This is a genomic window from Bradyrhizobium sp. BTAi1, assembly GCF_000015165.1.
Taxonomy (GTDB): domain Bacteria; phylum Pseudomonadota; class Alphaproteobacteria; order Rhizobiales; family Xanthobacteraceae; genus Bradyrhizobium; species Bradyrhizobium denitrificans.
This window is the reverse complement of sequence record NC_009485.1, coordinates 7,158,195-7,181,032: the sequence shown is the minus strand read 5'-3', so window position 1 is coordinate 7,181,032 and position 22,838 is coordinate 7,158,195. Positions and strand designations below refer to the sequence as shown.

Genomic DNA, 22,838 nt, shown 5'->3' with positions numbered 1-22,838 from the left:
GACAGGCACAACGGGGCATCTGCAATGAACGCCAATCTGTCGGCACTCCTTTATCTCGTGGCAGGTGTGCTGTTCATCCTGTCGCTGCGCGGGCTGTCCAGCCCGGCCACCAGCCGCCAGGGCAATCTGTTCGGCATGGTGGGCATGGGGATCGCGGTCCTTACCACGCTCGCCAGCCACCCGCCGGCGGATGCGCTGGCCTGGATCCTGGTGATCCTCGGCGTCGCGATCGGCGGCGGCATCGGCGCGGTCATCGCCCGCCGGGTGCCGATGACGGCGATGCCCGAACTCGTCGCCGCCTTCCACTCGCTGGTCGGCATGGCCGCGGTGCTGGTCGCCGCAGGGGCCTTCTTCGCGCCGGAAGCCTTCGACATCGGCACGGCCGGCAACATCCATCCGCAGAGCCTCGTCGAGATGTCGCTCGGCGTCGCCATCGGCGCGCTGACCTTCACCGGCTCGGTGATCGCGTTCCTCAAGCTGTCGGCGCGGATGAGCGGCGCACCGATCATCCTGCCGGCGCGCCACCTGATCAACATTGCGCTCGCCGTCGCGCTCGTCTTCTTCGTCGTCCGCCTCGTGCTGACCGGCGGCGGCTTCGACTTCCTGATGGTCACGATCCTGGCGCTGGCGCTCGGCGTGCTGATGATCATCCCGATCGGCGGCGCCGACATGCCGGTCGTGATCTCGATGCTGAACTCCTATTCGGGCTGGGCCGCCGCGGGCATCGGCTTCACGCTGGGCAATTCGGCGCTGATCATCACCGGCGCGCTGGTCGGCTCGTCCGGCGCCATCCTGTCCTACATCATGTGCCACGCGATGAACCGCTCCTTCATCTCGGTCATCCTCGGTGGCTTCGGCGGTGAGACTGCGTCCGCGGGTGCCGCCACGGGCGAACAGAAGCCGGCCAAGCTCGGTTCGGCTGACGATGCTGCCTTCATCATGAAGAACGCGTCGAAGGTCATCATCGTCCCCGGCTACGGCATGGCGGTGGCGCAGGCCCAGCACGCGCTGCGCGAAATGGCGGACACCTTGAAGAAGGAAGGCGTCGAGGTGAAATACGCCATCCATCCGGTCGCGGGCCGCATGCCCGGCCACATGAACGTGCTGCTCGCCGAAGCCAACGTGCCCTATGATGAGGTGTTCGAGCTCGAGGACATCAACTCGGAGTTTGCGCAGGCCGACGTCGCCTTCGTGATCGGCGCCAACGACGTCACCAACCCGGCGGCCGAGGAGGACAAGACCTCGCCGATCTACGGCATGCCGGTGCTGCAGGTCTGGAAGGCCGGCACGGTGATGTTCATCAAGCGCTCGCTGGCGTCCGGTTATGCCGGCATCGACAATCCGCTGTTCTACCGCGACAACACGATGATGCTGCTCGGCGACGCCAAGAAGATGACCGAGAACATCGTCAAGGCGATGTGACGGAGTCGGTCGGGAGCCATGACCGTCGTGAAATGGCTCCTGATCGTCGTGGTGGCGATCTACGCCACCGTGCTTGCGGTGCTGTTCGTGCGTCAGCGCGCGATGCTGTTTCCGATCCCGCCGGTCGGCCGCACGGCGCCTTCTGCCGCCGGCTTTCCGCAAGCTGAAGAGCATGTGCTGACCTCCGCCGATGGCGAGAAGGTCATTGCCTGGCATGTCCCGGCGAAGCCTGGGCACAAGCTCGTGCTCTATTTCCCCGGCAATGGCGATTTCCTCGCGGGGGTCGTCTCGCGCTTCAAGGCGCTGACCGCCGACGGCACCGGTCTCGTGGCGTTGTCCTACCGCGGCTATGCCGGATCGACTGGCAGTCCCAGCGAGACGGGGCTGCTTCAGGATGCCGCAGCCGCCTATGCGTTCACGCGGGAGCGCTATGCGGCCGACCGCATCGTGGCCTGGGGCTTTTCGCTCGGGAGCGGCGTGGCGACCGCAATCGCTGCACAGCATCCGATTGCAAAGCTCATCCTGGAGGCGCCCTACACGTCGACCGTTGATGTCGCCTCCGAGATGCTCCGCGTCGTTCCGGTCAGCCTGCTGATGCGCGACAGCTTTCATTCGGACCGCCGCATCGCCGCGGTCCACGTGCCGCTCCTGATCATGCATGGGGCCCAGGATCCGGGGATTCCGATCCGCTTCGGGGAACGATTGTTCGCGCTTGCGCATGACCCCAAGCGCTTCGTACGGTTTCCTGACGGCGGACATAATGATCTGGATTTGTTTGGTGCGACCGAGACGGCAAAGACTTTCATCGACGGCCCTTAGCTTCGGCCTCAAGACGTGGCCGGCGCTGCTCGTTGGGGGTCTGGTTTTCGCAGCGCTGCCCGGGCCGGCGCATGCCGCCACCGGGCTGGACGGCGCCGCGATGACCTGGCCGTTCGCGCTGCCATTCGCCGGATTGCTGCTGTCGATTGCGCTCGGGCCGCTGCTGTTCGCCAAGTTCTGGCATCATCACTACGGCAAGATCGCTGCGGCATGGGCGTTGATGACGTTGGCGGCGTTGAGCTGGCAGGCCGGGCCCGGCGCCGCATTCGCGTCGTTCGTCCATGCGCTGCTTGCTGAATATCTCAGCTTCATCCTGCTGCTGTTCGCGCTCTACACGGTGGCCGGCGGTGTCCTGGTGACCGGCGACGTCCGAGGCACGCCCGCCACCAATACGTCGATCCTCGCGCTCGGCACGATCATCGCGAGCGTGGTCGGCACCACGGGCGCGGCGATGATCCTCGTGCGGCCGCTGATCCGCGCCAATCTGACGCGGCCGCACAACGTCCATGTGCTGATCTTCTTCATCATCCTTGCGGCCAATGTCGGCGGCGCCTTGAGCCCGCTGGGCGACCCGCCGCTGTTCGTCGGCTTCCTGCGCGGCGTCGACTTCTTCTGGACCACGCGCAACATCTGGCTGCAGACGGCGATCGTCGCCGGCCTGCTGCTCGTCGTCTTCGCCGCGGTCGATGTTTGGCGCTACCGCGCCGAGAAACCGGCGAGCGTCGATGGTCCGACGGAGCCGCTGCGGGTCCGCGGGCTCGTCAACATCCTCCTGATCGCCGCCATCGTTGCCAACACGCTGATCTCTGCGACCTGGAAGCCGGGCATTTCTTTCGACGTTGTCGGCACGCATCTCGAGCTGCAGAACCTGGTTCGCGATGCCGTCCTGGTCGTGATCGCCGGATTGTCGCTCTGGCTCACCCCGGATGAGCACCGCGAGGCCAATGGGTTCACTTGGGAGCCGATCCGAGAGGTCGCCAAGCTGTTCGCCGCGATCTTCACCGCGATCGTTCCGGTCATCGCGATGCTGAATGCGGGCCATGGCGGCTCGTTCGGCTGGCTCCTGACCGCGGTGACGACGCCCTCCGGCGCGCCGCGCGAGGTCGCCTATTTCTGGTTTACCGGCTTGATGTCGGCCTTCCTCGACAATGCGCCGACTTATCTGTTGTTCTTCGAGCTCGCCGGCGGCGATCCCAAGGTGTTGATGGGCGAGCTGTCGGGAACGCTGGCCGCGATCTCGATGGGGGCGGTGTACATGGGCGCACTGACCTATATCGGCAACGCGCCGAACTTCATGGTCGCAGCGATCGCCAACGAGCAGGGCATCAGGATGCCGAGCTTTTTCGGCTACATGCTCCGGGCGGCCGCCATCCTGATCCCGCTCTTCGTGCTGCTGACGGTGCTGCCGATCCACCCGCTGCTCGACCCGCATTGATCCGATGCTGATGTCGGAGGCCGTGCCGGTCGAGAAGCGTGCGTCCCGGCGCGTGACGATCGCCGCGCCATCGCGCATAGTCGATGGGAACCGATCGAGGAGCGCGAATCATGAGCGTGAAGGGTGCCACGCCGGCATCGTCGGTGATCTTCCCCGGCCTCGCCGTGGCGCTGGTCGTGGGGGTCACGGCATTGCATTACGACTTCACTCCGTCAGCGGTTGGACTGGTGTTTGCGGCCGTGCTGCTGGTCATCCTGTTCGGCACGGTGTTCGCGGCCGTGCATCACGCCGAGGTGATCGCGCATGAGATCGGCGAGCCGTTCGGCACGCTGCTGTTGACGCTGGCGGTGACGGTCATCGAGGTGGCGCTGATTGCCACCATCATGCTCGGCGACAAGGCTGCGCCGGCGCTGGCCCGTGACACGGTGTTCGCCGTCGTCATGATCGTATGCAACGGCCTGGTCGGAATCTGCATCTTCATTGGCAGTCTGCGCTATCGCGAGCAGGACGTGCTCGTGTCCGGTGCCAATCTCTATCTCAGCGTGCTGTTCACGATGGCGACCATCACGCTGGTGCTACCGAACTACACGCTGACCTCTCCCGGTCCGGTCTATTCGACGGCGCAGCTCGCCTTCGTCAGCATCGTCACGATCCTGCTCTACGCGATGTTTCTTTATACGCAGACCACCCGGCACCGGGACTATTTCGTTGGCAGCTCGGCCGGCTTCGCCGATGATGATGTCCGGCTGCCGCGCAGCAAGCTGATGCTCAGCGTCGGGCTGTTGCTGGTCGCGCTGCTCGCTGTCGTGCTGCTCGCCAAGAAGTTCTCGCTGGTGGTCGATGCCGGCGTGGCCGCGACCGGTGCGCCGCCCGCCGTCGCGGGCGTGTTGGTGGCGCTGCTGATCCTGCTGCCGGAGAGCGTGGCGGCGATCTCGGCGGCGCGCGCCAACGATCTGCAAAAGAGCATCAACCTGGCGCTGGGATCGTCGCTCGCGACCATCGGCCTGACCATTCCGGCCGTGGCGGTCGCCGCTTATGCGCTCGACAAGCAGCTCGTGCTCGGGCTCGATGCCCAGGGAATGGTGCTGCTGGTCCTGACCTTCGTGCTGAGCATGCTGACCTTCGGCACAGGCCGGACCAACATCCTGTTCGGGCTGGTGCACATGGTCGTGTTCGCGATATTCCTCTTCCTGCTCTTCGTGCCCTGATTTTGAGAGAGATCCGCATGCTCAGCGCTCAATCCGACGTCCAGGTCGATACGCCCGAGGTCCGCGTCACGGAGTGGCGGCTGGCGCCGGGGAGTGCGACGGGGCGCCATATCCATGAAATGGATTACGTGATCGTGCCCGTCACCGCCGGCGAGATGACGATCGTGGCGCCGTCGGGAGAGCGCTCGAAGGCGCAGCTCGCGGTCGGGAAATCCTACTTCCGCAAAGCGGGCGTTGAACACGATGTGCTGAACGAGACGGGTTCCGAGATCGTTTTCCTGGAAGTTGAATTGAAGCCGTAACCAATTGTTTACCGGCATGCCGCTGATTGTGGTATCTTGAACCGGCGATCCGGTTTGCTATGGCGCCGCCCAGTGCGGCCGCACGGCTCCGGTCTGAACGGCTTTCAGGAAACGATCTTGCGAAGGGCGCGCCGGTCCGCTTGGCAGGCGTGAGCTTCGGAAGGTGGGGAATGGTCCCTTAATTGTGCCTCAAAGTTCCCGCAAATACCGCGCCGCGGGAGTGGTCAGCATGCTGAAATATCTCACCAAGTTCGCCATGGAGATCATCCCGTCGGTGGTGGCGACCATCATCGGCGCGTACATCGTCAACCACTACATCAATACCAAGCCCGACTCGCCGCCCTCGACCGTGGCGTCTGTTGCGTCGGCAGCCTATGCCAAGCTCACCGGCGCCAAGAGCGACGCGTCCAAGACCGCAAGTCACACCGACGCGGCCAAGGTGGATGCCAAGCCCGCCGAGACGTCGGCCGAGGTCTCCAACGTGCCGGCGCCCGGCATCAAGGCGAAGGGCGTCTCGGAGAAGTCGCTGACCGAAAAGGCTGCGGAGAAGGCTGTCGAGGTGAAGCCGACCGAGACGGCGAGCCTTCCGGCCGAGACCCCGCGCCGTGCGGCCTCGCCGCGCGAGAAGCTGATCGCGCGAGGAACTCCCGCAGAGGCGCCGGCCGCTCAGCCGGAGGAGCGACGCGATGCCGCCGATCTGGCGCGCGCGGCGATCGAACGGCTGCGTGCGAGCGAGAGCACCGGCAAGGCGTCGAGCGAAAAGCCGGCCGATGCTGCCCGTGGTGCCGGCGAAGCGCCGCGTATCGTCACGGCGACGCCTCCGGTCTCTGCGGTCCGGCCGTTGCCGCCTCCCGTCACGGTTTCGGCTCCGCCGGCCGAGCAAAGCTTCGGCATGGCCCCGGCGTCCGGCACCAACCCGCCCTATACCGGGGCGCTCCAGCCGGATGGGCGCCCGACGCCGCCGGCCGAAATCCCGACACGCCAGTTGAGCCCGCTCGATCTGCGTGCGGACAAGAACGATCCGTCGATCAAGGATCAGATGTCCAACGTTGCGCAGGACATGATGTCGGCTGCGAAGTCCGTGTTCCATTCGGTCCTGCCGAAATAGCGGACTTGCTCAGCTCCTGCGGTGATCTCAAAGCGGCGGCCAAGGGTCCGCCGCTTTTGCTTTGGTCGGTACCATCGAAGGACAAGTGAGACCGGCGTTCCGAAGGATGCTCGGGACGAAATCGCCGGATGCCAAGATGGCCGGGTGGTCGTCGGCGGCGTCTCCCGCGCAACAGCGCTCCCGCTTACAGCAGGCAAAATAAAAGCGCGGGCTGCAGGCCCGCGCTTGGAACATCGTCAAATCTGTTTGGGCAGATCAGCGCGGCGCGCCGGGACGGGGGCCTGCGCCCGGTCCGCGACCAGCACCGCGGTCGCCACCTGCGCCAGCGCCGAACACCGGCTTCGGCTTCATCGGCAGCAGGCCTTCGCGCTGCAGCTTCTTGCGGGCCAGCTTGCGTGCGCGGCGCACGGCTTCGGCCTTCTCGCGTGCTTTCTTCTCAGAGGGCTTCTCGTAATGGCCGCGGAGCTTCATCTCGCGGAAAATGCCCTCGCGCTGCATCTTCTTCTTGAGCGCCTTGAGAGCTTGATCGACATTGTTATCGCGAACGAGAACCTGCACGCGGCATCCTCTTTCTCAGTCTATCGGTTTGAAATCTGGTGAAAGCCAGGGCTGGCAAAAGGCCGCGCCCTTAACCTTGAGGGCGCCCGTGTATCAGACAACACCATCCCTGTCCACCCGGTGCCGGGCTCTGGATGGAAAGTTTAACGCGCCAGAAGCGGATTATTTCAGGCCCGCCCTTGGCGGCATCGGGGACACCTGGGTGACATGCCCCATTTTGCGGCCCGGCCGGGCCGCCCCCTTGCCATAGAGGTGCACGGTGGCGCCGGGAACCGTGAGCCATTGCTCGTAGCTGTTGATCTCGTCGCCGATCAGATTGGTCATCGTGACCTGCCCGTGGCGCAGCGGCTTGCCAAGCGGCCAGCCCGCGATCGCCCGGATGTGCTGCTCGAATTGCGAAATCGACGCCCCATCCAAGGTCCAGTGGCCGGAATTATGCACCCGTGGGGCAATCTCGTTGACCAGCACGCCGGGGCCGGAGGGGCCGGGCACGACGAACATCTCGACAGCCAGGACGCCGACATAATCGAGCGCGGTGGCGATCCGGCTGGCAATGTGGCGAGCCTCGTCGGCCAGCGTGTCCGGGATGCGGGCCGGCGCCTGCGACACTTTCAGAATGTGATCGCGATGCTCGTTTTCCGTGACGTCGAAACACTCGACCTGTCCGTCAGCCCCCCGCGCGGCGATCACCGAGATCTCGCGCTCGAACGGGACGAAGGCTTCCAGAATGGCGGATTTGGTACCGAGCTCAGCCCACAGTTTTTCCAGGTCATCGCCCTGGCGGATCTTCACCTGACCTTTGCCGTCATAGCCGAAGCGGCGGGTTTTGAGCACGGCCGGCAGGCCGATCCGCAGGATCGCTTCGCGCAGCGTGGATGGCGAGGAGACATCGGCGTAATTGGCCGTTCGGATGCCGAGCGAGGTCACGAAATCCTTTTCCGTGAGCCGATCCTGCGTGGTTTCGAGCGCCGAGCGGCTCGGCAGCACGGGACGTCTGGCAGCCAGCACCATGGCAGCGGCCGATGGCACGTTTTCGAACTCATAGGTCACGACATCGACGTCGTTGGCGAACAATTCGAGCGCTTCGACATCGGCATATTCGGCGCAGGTTGCGTTCAGGACGACATCGAATGCCGGCGAATCCGGGTCCGGCGAGAACACCTGGCAGCGCAACCCGAGCCGCGCCGCCGCCAGCGCCAGCATGCGGCCGAGCTGGCCGCCGCCGAGAATGCCGATCGTGTCGCCGGGCTTCAGCTTCACCCGATTGGACCCGCTCACGCCGCGCCCTCCGGACGCTCGGCGATCGAACTCGTCTGCTGCTGCCGCCAGGCCGAAAGCCGCTCGGCAAGGGCGGTATCCGAGAGCGCCAGCACGCTGGCCGCGAGCAGGGCCGCATTGACCGCCCCGGACTTGCCGATGGCCAGCGTGCCGACCGGAATGCCGGCCGGCATCTGAACGATCGAATAGAGCGAATCGAGCCCCGATAGCGCCTTGGATTCGACCGGGACGCCGAATACTGGCAGCTCTGTCAGCGACGCCGTCATGCCCGGCAGATGCGCTGCGCCGCCTGCACCGGCGATCACGACCTTGTAGCCGGCCGCCTTGGCGCCTTTGGCAAAGGCGTAGAGCCGATCCGGGGTCCGATGCGCCGAGACGATGCGGGCGTCGTAGCTCACACCGAGGGCGCCGAGTGTATCGGCGGCATGACGCATGGTATCCCAGTCCGACTGGCTTCCCATGATGATGGCGATCGCGGCGGTCATGAACTCAATTCTCTCGGGAATCCAGAAGCATGGGCCGGAGTATAGGATCGGTCCCGACAGCGGCAAGCCATGGCATGGAGGTCTGAATGGACTATCCTGACTTGGTAAACCCCGGCAAGCCCAAACCTCGTGCGTCAAGGTCTCCGATGAAAAAGAAGCGCATGATCAAGGCCGCGAATGCCGGAGCGCGCGGAACAAAATACCGTCGGAAGCCCGTGCGCGGCGCCGGGACGCGTGCGGCGGCGGCCCCGCCGGGGGCGCGCCAGGTCGTACGCCGCCTCAAGGCGGAACTCGCCGCGGCGCAAGCCCGGATCGCTGAACTGACGGCTCTGGCCGAGCGCGATGTTCTGCTCGACATCTTCAATCGGCGAGGATTTGCGCGGGAGCTCCACCGCTCCATCGCCTTCATCAAGCGCTATGACGCAACTGGCGCGCTGATTGTGCTCGACGTCGATCACCTCAAGCCGATCAACGATACGTTTGGACATGCCGCGGGCGACGAAGTCCTGAAGGCGGTGGCCGGTGTGCTCAGCGAAGTCGTGCGGTCCTCGGACGTGATCGGGCGGCTCGGCGGTGACGAGTTCGGCGTTCTCCTGTGGCACCTCAGCGAGGCCGATGCGCGCGCCAAGGCGGCCGAGCTGGAACACGCCATCGACAGTCTGAGCTTCACCTTCGATGGCCAGACTGTTCATGCCGGCGCCTCAGCCGGCGTTGCCGTTCTCGACAGGCGTGTCAATCCGGTGCGGGCGTTGGAGGAGGCCGACCGTGCGATGTATGTCCGAAAGGCCCAGCGCAGGCACGAAGCTCGTGCGTGAGGAGCGCAAGGCACGGGGCCTCCGTTCTCCCTGTGCGGGGGCAGGCCGCCGGCCATGCGACGGCGTCACAGCTCGCCGAGATCGTCCGGCAGCTCACCGAACTTGTGCAGCAGCTGCGCGTCGCTGAATTCGCCCAACAAGGGATCGCCGCTGCGACTGAAGGCGACGGCTCCGATGTTGTCCCCGAGGCGCGACATTGCTTCTGCCCGGCGGAGCGCGGCCGTCGCGCTCCGGCATTCCTCTGCCGCTCCGGCGATCAGCGCGCCTGATTCGTCGAGTCGAAACGGCAGGGCCACGTAGTAGGTGACATCAGGCATCGCACGCGTCTCCAACTCGGTCGGGAGTACGGGCAGGCGTCGGGGCTCGTCCGCGGGCGGATCGAAGACGGCGGCTCAGGCGGCACTGCTCTTCGCTTCGTCCGAAAGGGCGTTCGGCATGCAGCCGCAGGAGATCGCGGCGCGCAGTTCGTGCAGCTCCAGTTCAAGATATTCGTTGGCGATGATCAGCGCCTTGATCGTGGAGCGCAGATTTCCGTCGCACATCGCGATCGCCTGATCGCAGGCCTGTTCGTAGAGGCGGTCTTGCGGAGAAAAGGGGGCGGGCATCAGATCGATCCTGTCTGCTCGGGCGGCGTGAGAGGCGGTCTGATTGTTCTTGTTTTGTTCTAAAATGTCAATTGCCGCCGACGTGTGAACTCACAGCGATCTGCGGACCCTGTTGGTCAGAACGTTATGCGTCAGGAATGCTGACGCTTGTGGTCAGGCGATGATGTCGGGCGTGATCTGGTCTTCGATGAAGGCGATCCGGTCGCGCAGCGACAGCTTCCGCTTCTTCAGTCGTTGCAGCCGCAACAAATCCGGCGCTGGCGATTGATGCAAAGCGTCAATCGCCGCGTCGAGATCGCGGTGCTCCTGCTGCAGGCGCGCGAGTTCGGCCTGCAGTTCGCGCTCGTCTTGGTCAGCCATGATCTATGATAGCAAAAAAGCGGACAGAAGGGGAAAGGCTTGCGGCGGGAGGTCGCAAATATTGCGCTTGCGAACCTCTCGCGCAAGTCGAGAACGACTGAATCACCGCCTCTGTCCCGTGAATTTCAAGTTGGTGTCAGTGCGAGATTCGTCCACATCTCCTCACGCTTCATTACACACGGCCTTCAAATTTGCATGTGCGGTCTTTTGGCCCCATCGACAGGTCAAACCACTTGTGTACACTTATTCACCCTGGTCGAATCTCAACTTGACCTATCGAGGAGGTTTCGAATGGCCCTTCAGGCGCATCTCGTTGAACTCGAGCGTAAGCATAAAGTTCTTGAAAACGAATTGCATGAAGCTCTCCTGCATCCATCGACTGACGACTTGCGTATTGCCGAGTTGAAGCGCCGCAAACTCATGGTGAAGGACGAGATCGAACGCTTGAGACAAGTGACGAGCGAGACGATTCACTGATTTGATCGCCTGAGATCACAACTGACGGATCCCGGCCGGGATCACCACTAACGCCAAAGACGCGTTCGCGCTGGGAAGGCACGCTTCGTGCCTTTCCCAGCCTATTACCAGCCTATCATCTGAGGACGTCTTCGATGTGGACGTCTCCGTCTGGTGATTTCCGAACTGGAAACTCTGCCTGAAAATGTTGGGCGTCCTGATCTGACATTGCGCAGATTTTCCCCGCGCCAACTTCCTTCCTCAGTTCGCGGCGAGCTCGCCCACATGCTGCGCGATCGCAAGCGACGAGGTTAATCCGGGCGATTCGATTCCGAACAGATTGATCAGCCCGGCCACCCCGTGATCGCGCGGGCCCTGAATGACGAAGTCCTGCGAGGCCACCGCGGGCGGTACGATCTTCGGCCGGATGCCCGAATAGCTCGGCATCAAGGCACCGTCCGGCAGTGTCGGCCAGTATTTGCGGATCGCTGGATAGAAGCGTTCGGCGCGGGACGGGTCGACCGTGTAGTCGATGTGATCGATCCATTCGACGTCCGGGCCGAAACGCGCCTGGCCAGCCATGTCAAGCGTCAGGTGGACGCCCAGCCCGCCAGGCTCCGGCACGGGATAGATCAGCCGCGAGAACGGCGCCTTCGCGCTGCAGCTGAAGTAATTGCCCTTGGCGAGATAGGCCTTGGGCACCAGCGCTGGCGGCATGCTCTCGATCAGCCCGGCCACGGCGGGCGCGTTCAGGCCGGCGGCATTGACCAGCAGCCGGGAGGCCAGCGTCATCGGCTGCTCCCCGCCGGCATCGATCTCGATCATATCGCCGGTCGCCCTGGCCCGCAGCAGCGGCGTGTTGAAGGCGAACGCGCCGCCCGCGTCCTCGATCTCGCCGCGCAGCGACAGCATGTAGGCGTGGCTGTCGAGGATGCCGGTCGACGGCGACAGCAGGGCCGCCTCGCAGGCAAGGGCGGGTTCCATGGCGCGCGCCTGCGGGCCCGACAGCAGCTGCATGCCCTCCACGCCATTCGCTTCGGCGTGTGCGCGGATGCCTTGCAGCTTCTCGGTCTCGGTCGGATTGGTTGCAACGATCAGCTTGCCGCAATTGCGGTAGGGAACGCCGTGCTCATCACAATACCGGTACAGCATCCGCTTGCCACTGACGCAGAAGCGGGCCATCAGGCTGCCGGCCTTGTAGTAGATGCCGGCATGGATCACTTCGCTGTTGCGGGACGAGGTGATGGTGCCGATGTCCTCGGCGGCTTCGAGGACGATCACTTCACGCCCCGAAATGGCGAGGTGGCGGGCGATGGCAAGCCCGACGACGCCAGCGCCGATGATGACGCAATCGACTTTATCCATGCGTGTTCCTGAAACGATTCGTGGAGTTATGGTCTCGTGCAATTTTTAGTAGGTGGAACCGCGTTCCAAAGCATGTCGCGTGTTAGCAAACCGTTCATCATGGGAGATCATTGACCGAATTTGCTTCGCCTTTTTCGAAGTTTGCCAAAGCCGTTTACCCGATCCCAACACGTGAAGCCAGATTATGCCATCCGAATACCGCGGGTGATCGATGGCTGGCAAGAATTGGCAGGCGAGCAGCAGAAATGCGTTTCCTGCGCGTGTCGTTGCGGCCGCGATGGCCGTCATGGCCGCGTTGGAAGCTGCATCGCCGGCGTGTGCCTGGGCCGCTCCGGCCGATTTCTCGCCCAGCAGCTTTGTGGGGGTCGTCGAGCCCGACGTGCTCTGGAAGGTGCTGATCGCCGGAATCGTGGTCTGCGCCTTTCTCGCCTCGGTGGTGATCTGGATCCATTCGAGCTTGCGGCGAACCAAGCGTGCGCAACTGCGCCGTAACGCCTTCGTCAGCTCCGCGCTGAACAATCTCAGCCAGGGTCTGATGCTGACGGACTCCGCCAATCGCGTCGTCTTCTATAACCGTCGGTTTCTCGAGATCTACGGCATGACCAGGGCGGACATCCCGCCCGGCTGTACCGGGCGAGATCTTGTCGAGCTTCGGCGTCAGCGCGGCCTGCTCGCGCTATCCGTCGAGGACTACGCCCGGAAGGCGCGCGAGCCGGACGGGTGTCTGACGGACCTGCCCGACGGACGCGCGGTCCGCGCGAAGATCTTTCGGCTGCCGACCGGGGGATCGATCGGCATCCACGAGGACTGCACGGTGCAGCGCCGGCTGGAGGACGAGCTCGCCTCGACCAAGCAGTTCCTCGAATCGGTGGTGGATCAGGTCCCGGCCTGCGTTGTCGCCAAGAACATCGAGGACGGCCGTTACATTTTCGCCAACCGCGCCTTCGAGCGGTTCGCGCGGGTGTCGCGGGACCGGATCATTGGAAAGCGCCCCGGCGACCTGTTCGGCGAGGAGACCGCCGCCAACATCACCCAGGCCGACCGCGCAGCGATGCTGGCGCCGGGCACCACCTATCGCAGCGAGCTCGTGGTCCAGCGCGGCGACGAGAAGCGAATCCTGGAATCCCACCGGGTCGTCGCGCGCAATGACAAGAACGAACCGCAGTTCCTCATCGCCTTGTTCGATGATGCGACCGAGCGGCGCTCGCTCAGCCAGGAGCTGGAAAGCACCAAGAAGTTCCTGGAGCTCATCGTCGACAACATCCCGGTCTCGCTGATCGTCGAGAGTGCCGGCGATGGCCGCTACCTGCTCGCCAACCGCAGCGCGGAGATCATCCTCAACCGCAAGCGGGAGGATGCAACCGGCCTGACCACGGCCGACATCTTCAATCCGCGCGAGGCCAGGCTGATCATGGCGCGCGACGAAGCCGCCATCAAGAAGCGCGGGGTTTTGACCGAGGAACATCCGATCTCGACCAAGGACGGCCTGCGCCTGTTCCTGACCCGGCGGGCGACCGTGCTCGGCGACGGTGGCGAGCCGCAATATCTGATCAAAACCTATGAGGACGTGACCGACCGGCGCCAGACCGAATCGCGGATGGCGCATATGGCCTATCATGACGGCCTCACCGACCTGCCGAACCGCGCGGCGTTCCTCCAGGCCTTGAGCCAGATGATCGAAGCTTGCGCGGATACCGGCGAGGAATTCGCCGTCTTGAATGTCGATCTCAAGGGGCTGAAGGACGTCAATGATGTGTTCGGCCACGCCATCGGTGACAAGCTGCTGATCGAAGTCGCTCGCCGCGTGCACACCGTGGCAAGAGGCGGCGTGGTTGCACGGCTCTCCGGCGACGAGTTCGGCTTGATCATCGACGGCAAGCAACCGGAGACAGGCAGGGCGCTCGCTGAACAATTGGCCGCAGCCATCGCCGTCGAATTTCAGATCGAAGGCAAATCAATTCGCACCGCGCTGACGACCGGCATCTCGGTGTTCCCGCATAACGGCCCGGATCCGGCCTCGCTGCTCGCGAATGCCGGTGCAGCCCTGTTCCGCGCCAAGGCCAGGTCGCGTGGCAGCATCACCTTCTACGAACCCGAGATGGACCAGCAGATCCGCGACCGCCGCGTTCTGCATCAGGAGCTGTCGGTCGCGATCAAGAACGGCGAACTGTCACTGTACTTCCAGCCGCAGGCGAGCTCCGGCCGGACCGTGGATTGCAGCGAGATCATCGGTTTCGAGGCGCTGGCCCGCTGGCACCACCCCGTGCGTGGCTTCGTGCCGCCCAGCGACTTCATCCCGCTTGCGGAAGAGAGCGGAATGATCGTCGAGATGGGCGAGTGGATCCTGCGTGAGGCCTGCCGCGAGGCGGCGTCCTGGCCAAAGCCGCTGCAGGTCGCGGTCAACCTGTCGCCCGCCCAGTTCGTCCATGGCGATCTCGTCGCTCTGGTCCACTCCATCCTGCTGGAGACGGGGCTGTCGCCCGGCCGGCTCGAGCTCGAAATCACCGAGGGCGTGCTGATCGAGGATTTCGACCGCGGCGTCGCGCTGCTGCGCCGGTTGAAGGCGCTCGGTGTTCGCGTCTCGATGGACGATTTTGGCAGCGGTTACTCGTCGCTGAGCTATCTGCAGGCCTTCCCGTTCGACAAGATCAAGATCGATCGCGCCTTTGTCATGAATCTCGGCCGCAATCCGCAATCCGCGGCGATCATCCGTGCGGTGATCGGGCTTGGTCACGGCATGAACATGTCGATCGTGGCCGAAGGCGTCGAGACGCCGGAGCAACTCGGCTTCCTCGCCGAGCAGGGCTGCGATTCCGTTCAAGGCTATCTGCTGGGCAAGCCATTGCCGATCGACAAATATGACGGCATCGTCGGCCGCGCGCATGTCGACGCCATCACGGCGGTTCGCAAGACCGGATGACCGTAGGATTGCGGCCAGAGGCGATCGCGCAACAGCACGAATATATCCGCTGAGTCGTCCGCGTCGCGGCTACGAGAATCATCGATGCGGGCTTAGGATCGCATGTCCTGACACGCTCGAAGACGTTGCGTATGGCGGACTACGATCTTGCAATCATCGGCGGAGGTCTGAACGGCGTCAGCCTGGCGCGGGACGCGGTCGGCCGCGGCTTGCGCGTCATTCTGGTCGAGCAGGGCGACCTCGGCAGCGCAGCCTCCTCCGCCAGCTCGCGGCTGGTGCATGGTGATCTCGCCAGCTTGGAGCGCCGCCGCGTGTTGCGCGTGCGCGCCGCTCTTGCCGAACGCGACGTCTGGCTCAGGATCGCGCCGCATCTGGTGCGCCCGATCCGCTTCGCCATTCCCGCCCATGCCGAGGAGCGTCCGACCTGGCAGCTGCGCACCGGATTGTGGCTCTACGACCGGCTCGCGGCTCGCAAGCGGTTGCCCGCCGCGACGACGCTGGACGTGACGCATCATCCGATCGGCGACGCGCTGAAGCGCCCGATCGGAACGGCGTTCGCCTATTCCGATTGCGTGGTCGACGATTCCCGATTGGTGGTGCTGACGGCGCTGGACGCGGCCGAGCGTGGCGCCGCGATCCGGACCGGTGCCCGTTGCGTGCGGGCCGACCGCGACCGCATCTGGCGGCTGGCGATCATCGACCGCGGCCATCGGCGGATCGTCACGTCCCGGGCCCTTGCCAACGCGACCGGCGCGTGGAGCGTCTCGACGGCGGAGACCGTGCTGCGTCAGCCGCCGCCGTGGGTCGTCGCGCGGCAGATCAGTCAGATCGTGGTGCCCCGGCTGTTCGATGTCGACGCGGTCTACGTCTTCCAGAACCATGACGGCAGGCTGATCTTCGCCCAGCCCTATGAGCGGGACTTCACCCTGATCGGCACGGTCGCCCATGAGTTCAAGGGCGATCCGGCGGTGGTGGCGATGCCGGCGCCTGACGTCGCCTATCTCTGCCGGGCCGCCAACCGCTATTTCCGCTCCGACATTCAGCCTGTCGACGTGGTGCGGACGGTCTCCGGAGCCAACATGATGCTGCGCGCCGCCGGCGGTGAGCGGTTGGAGACCGTCGTGAGCCTCGAGGCCAGCCGGACCCAGGCGCCGCTGCTGACGATGTGCGGCGGCGACGTCACCACCGCCCGGCGGCGCGCCGAGCAGGCGATCAACCGGCTCGCGACCTTCTATCCGATGTCGCCGCGCTGGACCGCTGGCGCGCCTTTGCCCGGCGGTGATTTCGATTGGAACCGGTTCGACGATCTGGTGGACGACGTCCGCGAGCGTTGGCGGTTCCTCAGCGAAGCCGAGGCAAGGCGCCTGGCAGGCGCCTACGGCACACGGCTCGCCGACGTCCTGGGGGACGCCAGCAGCAGGGCCGAGCTGGGCCGCGCGTTCGGATCGCAGCTGACGGAGGCCGAGGTCCGCTATCTCATGACCAAGGAATGGGCCCGCTTTCCTGACGACGTGCTGTGGCGGCGGACCAAACTCGGCCTGACCCTCGGCGCCGCCGAACAGGAGGCGCTTGCAGCCTTCATGGCCGCGGCAGCCCGTGACCAGAGCACGATGGCTCCGCATGAGGTGGACGGGGATAGTCCGGCCCGTGCGGTTGAGCTGCAGGCCATCGACGGCTAGCTTGCCCTCGCCGTGCCGTTCGGGCCGGCAGGGGTGATTTGAACGGATCATGGCTGACGACATCGCGACCTCCGAGCCTGCTGCCGAGCCGGCGCCACCATCGTCGCCGGTCCCGCGCCCTGATCCCCAGCCGCCGATCCTGCGGATCGAGAACGTGGTCAAGACCTTCGGCAGCTTTCGGGCCGTCGACGGCGTCTCGCTCGACATCCGGGCGGGCGAGTTCTTCGCGCTGCTCGGTCCGAGCGGCTGCGGCAAGACCACGCTGTTGCGCATGCTGGCCGGCTTCGAGACGCCGGATGAGGGCCGCATCCTGCTGTCGGGCGAGGACATCGCGCCGGTGCTGCCGCATCAGCGTCCCGTCAACATGATGTTCCAGAACTACGCGTTGTTTCCGCATCTCAACGTGCGCGACAACATCGCCTTCGGCTTGAAGCGGGCCGGCATGCCGCGCGGCGAGATCGCCAGCCGCGTTGCGGAGATGGTGGCGCTGGTCCGGCTTGAGGGCCTCGAGAAGCGCAAGCCCGATCAGCTCTCGGGCGGTCAGAAGCAGCGCGTCGCGCTGGCACGCTCATTGGCCCGCCGGCCGAAGGTGCTGCTGCTCGACGAGCCGATGGCCGCGCTGGACAAGAAGCTGCGCGAGAGCACGCAGTTCGAACTGATGGAGCTGCAGCGCAAGCTCGGCATGACCTTCATCATCGTCACCCATGATCAGGAGGAGGCGATGACGGTGGCGAGCCGGATCGGCGTGATGAAGGCGGGCCAGCTCGAACAGGTCGCCGTGCCACGCCGCCTCTATGAGGAGCCGGCCTCGCGCTGGGTCGCGGAGTTCGTCGGCGACATCAATCTGTTCGAGGGCGAGGTGACTGCGCGCGAGGCGCTCCGGCTCCGGGTCGCGACCTCAACTGCGGGCGAGCTGGTGGTGGCGCAGCCGGTCGCGCCGGTCGCCGAGACCAAGGTCGCCGTGGCCATCCGGCCGGAGAAGATCCGCCTGGCGCTCCGCGGACCGGCCGCCGATGCGGCGGCGGCGGCCGCGCTCAACCGGGTCGAAGGCGTCATTACGGATGCGAGCTATCTCGGCGGCAAGACCGTGTACAAGATCAGGCTCGACGGTGGCGCCGTGCTTCACGCCGCGCAGGCGAACACCGCGCGGCTCGACGCCGACGGTTATGGGGTGAACCAGCGCGTGGTGGCCTGGTTCACGCCGGATGATTGTGTGGTGCTTGAGCGATGAGCGCGCGCCGCATCTTCTCCCGCCCGGCGCGCTTTGGCGCGATCGCGCCCTATGTCTGGATGGTGCTGTTCTTCCTGGTGCCGTTCGCCTTCGTCGCGAAGATCAGCCTGTCGCAGACGGCCATCGCGCAGCCGCCTTATACGCCGGTGTTCTCGCTGGCCGGTGGATTGTCGGCGCTGTCGGACGCTCTCGCAGGGCTGTCGCTGGACAATTTCCGCCTGCTGCTGTCGGACGATCTGTATCTCGCGTCCTATCTGCGTAGTGTCGTTGTCGCCGCGACCTCGACGGCGATCCTGCTCCTGATCGGCTATCCGATCGCCTATGGCATGGCGCGACTGCCGAAGCGGTGGCAGGGCGTCGCGATGATGCTGGTCATCGTGCCGTTCTGGACCTCGTTCCTGATCCGCATCTATGCCTGGGTCAACATCCTGCAGCATGACGGATTGTTGAACCAGATCCTGCTCGCGCTGCATCTGGTGTCGGCGCCGGTGGTGTGGCTGTCGACCGACAGCGCGATGTATGTCGGCATCGTCTATTCCTATCTGCCGTTCATGATCCTGCCGCTGTTTGCGACCTTGACCAAGCTGGAGCCGGCGCTGGAAGAGGCGGCCGCCGACCTCGGCGCCTCGCCGCGCGAAACCTTCTGGCTGGTGACGTTTCCGCTGTCATTGCCGGGCGTCGGCGCGGGCAGCCTGCTGTGCTTCATCCCGATCGTCGGCGAATTCGTCATTCCAGACCTGCTCGCGGGATCCAGATCGCTGATGATCGGTCAGACCCTGTGGCTGGAGTTCTTCACCAACAAGGACTGGCCGGTGGCGTCGAGCATCGCCGTCGTGCTCCTGGCGGTGCTGCTGATCCCGCTCCTGCTCTACGACCGGCTGCAGCGCCGGCAACTGGAGGAGGGCAGATGAGCGTGATCACGGCACGGCCGTCCCGCCTGTCGCGCTTCAACGTCGCCTCGCTGACGCTCGGGCTCGCTTTCCTGTATCTGCCGATCCTGATCCTGGTGATCTATTCGTTCAATGCCTCGCGCCTGGTCACGGTGTGGGGCGGCTGGTCGTTGCGCTGGTATCACGAGTTCTTCAACGACCGCGCGATGATCGATGCGGCCTGGATGAGCCTGCGTGTCGGCGCGACCTCCGCGACCGCGGCGACGGTGTTGGGCACGCTCGCGGCTGTCGCGCTGTCGCGCGGCCAGGGCTTTCGCGGCCGCATGCTGTTCTCCGGCATGCTGTACGCGCCGCTGGTGATGCCGGAGGTGATCACCGGCCTGTCGCTGCTGTTGCTGTTCGTGGCGCTGGAGGCGGAGCGCGGCTTCTGGACGGTGACCATCGCCCACACCACCTTGACGATGTGCTTCGTCGCCGTGGTCGTGCAGTCTCGGCTGGTCTCGCTGGACCGCAGCCTGGAGGAGGCCGCCATGGATCTCGGCTGCGATCCGCTGCGGGCGTTCGTGTTGGTGACCCTGCCGCTGATCGCGCCGGCAGTGGTGGCGGGCTGGATGCTCGCCTTCACGCTGTCGCTCGACGATCTCGTGATCGCGAGCTTCACCACCGGGCCCGGCTCGGCAACCTTGCCGATCCGGATCTATTCGGAGGTCCGGCTCGGGGTGAAGCCCGAGATCAATGCGATCTGCACCTTGGTGATCGGGCTGATTGCCGTCGTGATCGTCGTGGCGTCGTTGGCTTCAAAACTGTCGAGCGACCGCGGCGAGAGTGCAGCTCCGCTGTAGCGGCCGTCCTTGCGAGCGCACTGACGACGGTGGCTCAACGGGTCGCCCCATCATCACAGCTGTCATCGCCCGGCTTGACCGGGCGGTCCAGTACTCCGAGAAGCCCGTGAGTCCGCCGAGAGGCCGCGGCGCACTGGATGTCCGCCTGCACGGGCATGACAGCTGAGGTTGTGGCGCCTTGCTCGGTCATTGCGACCGCCGATCGCGATGACCAAGAATGCTGCGTCAGTGTTCACGCCGAGAACAACTTCAACGCCGCGGCGACGACTGTGCGGTGGATCGTGCCGCGATCGACCGACGGCGGATCGACGCAGCAGGCGGGATCGGAGCTGCGGCCGAGTTCGGTGCTTTCGGGCAAGAACACGTAATGGCCGGCATCGTCGGCGATAATATCGAATGTGCTATCGCCCAGCCGCTCTTGTAGCCAGCGCGCGGCCGGCAGCAGCGCATCGGCGCCGCCGGCCATGATGTGCGTCGGCACGTTGATCGCAGCGACGCTGTCCTCGGAAAAGCCCTGCACCGAGCGTCCCGGCGCCAGCAGCAGCGCCGCCTTGATGCGCGGATCGTGGCAGGAGGCGGACATGCGCGCCCAGGAGTCGCGGAAGATCTGGCTCTCCGCCATCAGGCGCGGCAGGTGATCGACGAGGTCGGGAAATTCGCGCGGCCCGCGGCCGAGATTGGCGCCAGGCTCGAACGGCGAGCGGATCATGATGGCGCCGAGCAGGGCGGTGGCCGTGACGCCGCCCAGTGAATAGCCGACCGCGAACAGGCGATCTGCGTCGATACGGCCGGCGAAGGCGGGATGCGCGACGATGTGGTCGATCAGCAGCGAGATGTCGCGCGGGCGTTCCCACGAGCAGAGAAAGGCCTCCGCGCGATACGGCGCGGCATTGCTGTTGCCATGATGATTGACCGCAACCGCGACGAAACCGTGGGCCGCCAGTTCCCGCGCCAGCCATTCGAACTGCAGACCGTTGCAGCCGGTGCCGTGCGAATACACGACGAGCGGATACGGACCATCCGCGGCGAGCGGCGCATCCAAAGCCGCCGGTCCCGCTGCGAACCATCCTTCAGGCCATGGCGCGACCGGAAGCGCTGCTTCGGTCGCATCGTCCGGGGCCGGATACCAGGCGAACCAGTCGATCGGACGCGGCCCGTCGCCATCCCAGTTCGGCCGCGAGGCATCCGCGATATGGCCCTGGCGAAATCCGACGCGCATCAAGGGATCACGACTTCACGGCGCCCGCGGTCAGCCCGCCGACCATGTAGCGCTTGAAGGCATAATAGACCGCAGCCGGCGGCAGCGCGTAGATGAAGCCCGTGGTCATCAGGAGTTCCCACGGCGAATCGTCGGCGGCGAGGAAGTTGCCGAGCGCCACCGGCAAGGTGATCGCCTTGTCGTTGGAGAGCAGCAGGAAGGCGTAGAGATATTCGTTCCAGGCCAACAGCACGGCATAGGTGCCGATCGCGACCAGCGACGGCATCATCAGCGGCACATAGACCAGGCGGAAGATTTGCAGCGGGCTCGCGCCGTCCATCACGGCGGCCTCGTCCAGTTCGACCGGCAGCTTGTCCGAGGCCTGCTTCAGCACCCAGATCGCATAGGGCGAGGCGATCGTGACCATCGCCAGGATTAGCGACCAGTCATTGTTGAGCAGGCCGTATTTGCCCATGGTGCGATACATCGGCACGGCGAGGAATGCGGCCGGAATGAAATAGGTGAACAGCGCGAGATTCATCACCACGCGGCTGCCGGGCACGCGCAGGCGCGAGATGGCGTAGGCCGCGCAGGTGGCGATGATCAGGGTCAGCGCGCCCACCGCGACGGCGATCACGACGGAGTTGCCGAACTGCACCCAGAAGTCGCGCAGGAAATAATGCTGCTGGTGAAACACAATCGAGAAATTGTGCAGGGTCGGATGATCCGGCCACAGCTTGCCGGAGAACGCGTCCTCCTTCGGCGAGATCGCGAACAGGAACATGTGGTAGATCGGGATCATCGTCCAGATGAAGACGGGAATGCCGATCAGCAGCAGCCGGGCCTCGGTGCCGACTTCGCGGAGGGTGGGAAGCTTCATCGCGACAACCGCTTCATCATGAAATAGACCAGGGGGAGCACCAGCGGCATCGCGCAGACGATCGAGGCCATCGCGAGACTGAGCTGATCGAGCCGCAGATAACGGATGCCGAGCGTCGACAGCACGTGCGTCAGATCGGCCGGGCCGCCGCCGGTCAAGAGATAGACACTGTTGAAGTCGCCGAGCGTCCAGATCATCGAGAGCAGCGTGCAGGTGATGTAGAGCGTCTGCATCGACGGCCAGGTGATGTAGCGGAACTTCTGCCACCAGGTGGCGCCGTCGACCTCGGCGGCCTCGAACAGGTCCTGCGAGATCGCCAGCCGCCCGGTGATCAGGATCAGGGTCCAGAACGGCAGCGACTTCCAGATATGCATGCCGATTGCCATCGACAGCGCGATCGTCGGGTCGTTCAGCCAGTTCGGGCCGTCATCGCCGGTAAGGTTGAAGATCAAATGGTTGACCATGCCCCATTCGGGATTGAGCATGAAGCGCACCGACAGGATGGTCGGGATCGACGGCACGGCCCAGGGCAGGATGAAGATGACCGACAGCCATTTGATCCAGCCGCGCTGCTGAATGAAGAAGCCGGACAGGAATAGCGCGATCACCATCTTCAGATTGATGCCGACCAGGAGGAAGATCAGCGTGTTGACGGCGGCACGCGCGAAGATGGGATCGTTGAATAGCGCGACATAGCTGGCCGGATCGCGCGCCAGCCACAGGCCGTAGCCGACGGGGTAGACGACGAAGGCGATGAAGATGAGCAGGTAGGGTGCGAGCATCACGATGCCCCACACCTGTGACGGTGTCAGCAGCACCGGGCGCGGCGCCTCCGCGAGCGCGGAATCGGAAGCTGAGAGCGTGATCGCCATGGTCGTTTTGTCCCGGGTCGTCTGTTCCCGCCTATCACCGAACCGGCCGCAGACGCTGCGGCCGGCCGGCATTGTCGGTGTCAGGATCTCAAGCTAGTGCATCGCGTCGC

Annotated in this window: 23 protein-coding genes; 13 read left to right on the top strand and 10 right to left on the bottom strand. The window is 64.9% G+C overall.

Annotation, left to right across the window (positions count from 1 at the left end):
- Positions 1–24: 24 nt before the first annotated feature.
- The 6 genes from BBTA_RS32090 to BBTA_RS32065 all read left to right on the top strand — a co-directional run bounded on the left by BBTA_RS32090 (position 25) and on the right by BBTA_RS32065 (position 6,294).
- Entirely contained in the window at positions 25–1,422 is a 1,398-nt protein-coding gene (locus BBTA_RS32090; RefSeq protein ID WP_012046678.1) for an NAD(P)(+) transhydrogenase (Re/Si-specific) subunit beta, read from the top strand.
- 18 nt (positions 1,423–1,440) lie between these two features.
- On the top strand, positions 1,441–2,241 hold the full coding sequence (locus BBTA_RS32085; protein ID WP_012046677.1) for an alpha/beta hydrolase: 801 nt from the start codon (positions 1,441–1,443) through the stop codon (positions 2,239–2,241).
- Positions 2,242–2,341: 100 nt separating this feature from the next.
- Complete coding sequence (locus BBTA_RS32080) at positions 2,342–3,676, top strand: sodium:proton antiporter (RefSeq protein ID WP_012046676.1); 1,335 nt, start codon at positions 2,342–2,344, stop codon at positions 3,674–3,676.
- 110 nt (positions 3,677–3,786) lie between these two features.
- Complete coding sequence (locus tag BBTA_RS32075) at positions 3,787–4,884, top strand: calcium:proton antiporter (protein ID WP_012046675.1); 1,098 nt, start codon at positions 3,787–3,789, stop codon at positions 4,882–4,884.
- A gap of 17 nt (positions 4,885–4,901) precedes the next feature.
- Positions 4,902–5,186 carry a cupin domain-containing protein gene (locus BBTA_RS32070; RefSeq protein WP_015664455.1) on the top strand — a complete coding sequence of 95 codons (285 nt, stop codon included), beginning with the start codon at positions 4,902–4,904 and terminating at the stop codon, positions 5,184–5,186.
- A 229-nt stretch (positions 5,187–5,415) separates the two neighbouring features.
- Positions 5,416–6,294, top strand: a complete 879-nt coding sequence (locus BBTA_RS32065; protein ID WP_012046673.1) for a hypothetical protein — start codon at positions 5,416–5,418, stop codon at positions 6,292–6,294.
- Between the two features lie 255 nt (positions 6,295–6,549).
- Here the strand turns inward: BBTA_RS32065 and rpsU are convergent, their stop codons facing one another.
- The 3 genes from rpsU to purE all read right to left on the bottom strand — a co-directional run bounded on the left by rpsU (position 6,550) and on the right by purE (position 8,615).
- A complete protein-coding gene (gene rpsU / locus BBTA_RS32060) occupies positions 6,550–6,852 on the bottom strand; it encodes a 30S ribosomal protein S21 (protein WP_009028248.1) in 303 nt (100 codons plus the stop codon).
- A gap of 162 nt (positions 6,853–7,014) precedes the next feature.
- Positions 7,015–8,130 carry a 5-(carboxyamino)imidazole ribonucleotide synthase gene (locus tag BBTA_RS32055; RefSeq protein ID WP_012046672.1) on the bottom strand — a complete coding sequence of 372 codons (1,116 nt, stop codon included), beginning with the start codon at positions 8,128–8,130 and terminating at the stop codon, positions 7,015–7,017.
- On the bottom strand, positions 8,127–8,615 hold the full coding sequence (gene purE, locus BBTA_RS32050) for a 5-(carboxyamino)imidazole ribonucleotide mutase (protein WP_012046671.1): 489 nt from the start codon (positions 8,613–8,615) through the stop codon (positions 8,127–8,129). The genes BBTA_RS32055 and purE overlap by 4 nt, the downstream gene beginning before the upstream one ends.
- A gap of 146 nt (positions 8,616–8,761) precedes the next feature.
- Between purE and BBTA_RS32045 the strand changes: the two genes are divergently transcribed.
- Entirely contained in the window at positions 8,762–9,430 is a 669-nt protein-coding gene (locus tag BBTA_RS32045; protein ID WP_049795425.1) for a GGDEF domain-containing protein, read from the top strand.
- Positions 9,431–9,495: 65 nt separating this feature from the next.
- Here BBTA_RS32045 and BBTA_RS32040 read toward each other — a convergent pair whose 3' ends face one another.
- From BBTA_RS32040 to BBTA_RS32030, 3 genes are all read right to left on the bottom strand, one after another.
- On the bottom strand, positions 9,496–9,747 hold the full coding sequence (locus tag BBTA_RS32040) for a hypothetical protein (RefSeq protein WP_012046669.1): 252 nt from the start codon (positions 9,745–9,747) through the stop codon (positions 9,496–9,498).
- A 75-nt stretch (positions 9,748–9,822) separates the two neighbouring features.
- Positions 9,823–10,035: a hypothetical protein gene (locus BBTA_RS32035; RefSeq protein ID WP_012046668.1), complete on the bottom strand. Its 213-nt coding sequence runs from the start codon at positions 10,033–10,035 to the stop codon at positions 9,823–9,825.
- A gap of 153 nt (positions 10,036–10,188) precedes the next feature.
- Complete coding sequence (locus tag BBTA_RS32030) at positions 10,189–10,395, bottom strand: YdcH family protein (RefSeq protein WP_041751032.1); 207 nt, start codon at positions 10,393–10,395, stop codon at positions 10,189–10,191.
- A gap of 291 nt (positions 10,396–10,686) precedes the next feature.
- On the opposite strand from BBTA_RS32030, the gene BBTA_RS39270 reads away from it, so the two are divergent.
- Complete coding sequence (locus BBTA_RS39270) at positions 10,687–10,872, top strand: YdcH family protein (RefSeq protein WP_083780728.1); 186 nt, start codon at positions 10,687–10,689, stop codon at positions 10,870–10,872.
- 240 nt (positions 10,873–11,112) lie between these two features.
- Here the strand turns inward: BBTA_RS39270 and BBTA_RS32020 are convergent, their stop codons facing one another.
- Positions 11,113–12,216: an NAD(P)/FAD-dependent oxidoreductase gene (locus BBTA_RS32020; protein ID WP_012046664.1), complete on the bottom strand. Its 1,104-nt coding sequence runs from the start codon at positions 12,214–12,216 to the stop codon at positions 11,113–11,115.
- A 211-nt stretch (positions 12,217–12,427) separates the two neighbouring features.
- On the opposite strand from BBTA_RS32020, the gene BBTA_RS32015 reads away from it, so the two are divergent.
- The 5 genes from BBTA_RS32015 (at position 12,428) to BBTA_RS31995 (ending at position 19,778) form a co-directional block, all read left to right on the top strand.
- Entirely contained in the window at positions 12,428–15,136 is a 2,709-nt protein-coding gene (locus BBTA_RS32015) for an EAL domain-containing protein (protein WP_012046663.1), read from the top strand.
- Between the two features lie 131 nt (positions 15,137–15,267).
- Positions 15,268–16,815 (top strand): glycerol-3-phosphate dehydrogenase, encoded by a 1,548-nt coding sequence (locus BBTA_RS32010; protein ID WP_012046662.1) that lies wholly within the window; start codon positions 15,268–15,270, stop codon positions 16,813–16,815.
- A 49-nt stretch (positions 16,816–16,864) separates the two neighbouring features.
- Entirely contained in the window at positions 16,865–18,046 is a 1,182-nt protein-coding gene (locus BBTA_RS32005) for an ABC transporter ATP-binding protein (RefSeq protein ID WP_012046661.1), read from the top strand.
- On the top strand, positions 18,043–18,957 hold the full coding sequence (locus BBTA_RS32000; RefSeq protein ID WP_012046660.1) for an ABC transporter permease: 915 nt from the start codon (positions 18,043–18,045) through the stop codon (positions 18,955–18,957). Before BBTA_RS32005 ends, BBTA_RS32000 begins: the two co-directional genes overlap by 4 nt.
- Positions 18,954–19,778, top strand: a complete 825-nt coding sequence (locus BBTA_RS31995; protein ID WP_012046659.1) for an ABC transporter permease — start codon at positions 18,954–18,956, stop codon at positions 19,776–19,778. Before BBTA_RS32000 ends, BBTA_RS31995 begins: the two co-directional genes overlap by 4 nt.
- Before the next feature lie 232 nt (positions 19,779–20,010).
- On the opposite strand, the gene BBTA_RS31990 is transcribed toward BBTA_RS31995, so the two are convergent.
- From BBTA_RS31990 to BBTA_RS31980, 3 genes are read right to left on the bottom strand one after another with little or no spacing between them, the layout of a single operon-like run.
- Positions 20,011–20,997 (bottom strand): serine aminopeptidase domain-containing protein, encoded by a 987-nt coding sequence (locus tag BBTA_RS31990; protein WP_012046658.1) that lies wholly within the window; start codon positions 20,995–20,997, stop codon positions 20,011–20,013.
- A 7-nt stretch (positions 20,998–21,004) separates the two neighbouring features.
- Positions 21,005–21,856 (bottom strand): carbohydrate ABC transporter permease, encoded by an 852-nt coding sequence (locus BBTA_RS31985; protein ID WP_012046657.1) that lies wholly within the window; start codon positions 21,854–21,856, stop codon positions 21,005–21,007.
- Positions 21,853–22,728: a carbohydrate ABC transporter permease gene (locus BBTA_RS31980; RefSeq protein WP_012046656.1), complete on the bottom strand. Its 876-nt coding sequence runs from the start codon at positions 22,726–22,728 to the stop codon at positions 21,853–21,855. Before BBTA_RS31980 ends, BBTA_RS31985 begins: the two co-directional genes overlap by 4 nt.
- Between the last annotated feature and the right edge of the window lie 110 nt (positions 22,729–22,838).

Coding starts and splice junctions, on each gene's coding strand:
- BBTA_RS31990 (WP_012046658.1), bottom strand. CDS start 20,997: ATGCGCGTCGGATTTCGCCAGGGCCATATCGCGGATGCCTCGCGGCCG.
- BBTA_RS32045 (WP_049795425.1), top strand. CDS start 8,762: ATGAAAAAGAAGCGCATGATCAAGGCCGCGAATGCCGGAGCGCGCGGA.
- BBTA_RS32030 (WP_041751032.1), bottom strand. CDS start 10,395: ATGGCTGACCAAGACGAGCGCGAACTGCAGGCCGAACTCGCGCGCCTG.
- BBTA_RS32010 (WP_012046662.1), top strand. CDS start 15,268: ATGGCGGACTACGATCTTGCAATCATCGGCGGAGGTCTGAACGGCGTC.
- BBTA_RS32005 (WP_012046661.1), top strand. CDS start 16,865: ATGGCTGACGACATCGCGACCTCCGAGCCTGCTGCCGAGCCGGCGCCA.
- BBTA_RS32070 (WP_015664455.1), top strand. CDS start 4,902: ATGCTCAGCGCTCAATCCGACGTCCAGGTCGATACGCCCGAGGTCCGC.
- BBTA_RS32035 (WP_012046668.1), bottom strand. CDS start 10,035: ATGCCCGCCCCCTTTTCTCCGCAAGACCGCCTCTACGAACAGGCCTGC.
- BBTA_RS32085 (WP_012046677.1), top strand. CDS start 1,441: ATGACCGTCGTGAAATGGCTCCTGATCGTCGTGGTGGCGATCTACGCC.
- BBTA_RS39270 (WP_083780728.1), top strand. CDS start 10,687: ATGGCCCTTCAGGCGCATCTCGTTGAACTCGAGCGTAAGCATAAAGTT.
- BBTA_RS32075 (WP_012046675.1), top strand. CDS start 3,787: ATGAGCGTGAAGGGTGCCACGCCGGCATCGTCGGTGATCTTCCCCGGC.
- BBTA_RS32020 (WP_012046664.1), bottom strand. CDS start 12,216: ATGGATAAAGTCGATTGCGTCATCATCGGCGCTGGCGTCGTCGGGCTT.
- BBTA_RS32065 (WP_012046673.1), top strand. CDS start 5,416: ATGCTGAAATATCTCACCAAGTTCGCCATGGAGATCATCCCGTCGGTG.
- BBTA_RS32040 (WP_012046669.1), bottom strand. CDS start 9,747: ATGCCTGATGTCACCTACTACGTGGCCCTGCCGTTTCGACTCGACGAA.
- BBTA_RS32080 (WP_012046676.1), top strand. CDS start 2,342: ATGACCTGGCCGTTCGCGCTGCCATTCGCCGGATTGCTGCTGTCGATT.
- BBTA_RS32090 (WP_012046678.1), top strand. CDS start 25: ATGAACGCCAATCTGTCGGCACTCCTTTATCTCGTGGCAGGTGTGCTG.
- BBTA_RS32015 (WP_012046663.1), top strand. CDS start 12,428: ATGGCTGGCAAGAATTGGCAGGCGAGCAGCAGAAATGCGTTTCCTGCG.
- BBTA_RS32000 (WP_012046660.1), top strand. CDS start 18,043: ATGAGCGCGCGCCGCATCTTCTCCCGCCCGGCGCGCTTTGGCGCGATC.
- BBTA_RS31980 (WP_012046656.1), bottom strand. CDS start 22,728: ATGGCGATCACGCTCTCAGCTTCCGATTCCGCGCTCGCGGAGGCGCCG.
- BBTA_RS31985 (WP_012046657.1), bottom strand. CDS start 21,856: ATGAAGCTTCCCACCCTCCGCGAAGTCGGCACCGAGGCCCGGCTGCTG.
- purE (WP_012046671.1), bottom strand. CDS start 8,615: ATGACCGCCGCGATCGCCATCATCATGGGAAGCCAGTCGGACTGGGAT.
- BBTA_RS31995 (WP_012046659.1), top strand. CDS start 18,954: ATGAGCGTGATCACGGCACGGCCGTCCCGCCTGTCGCGCTTCAACGTC.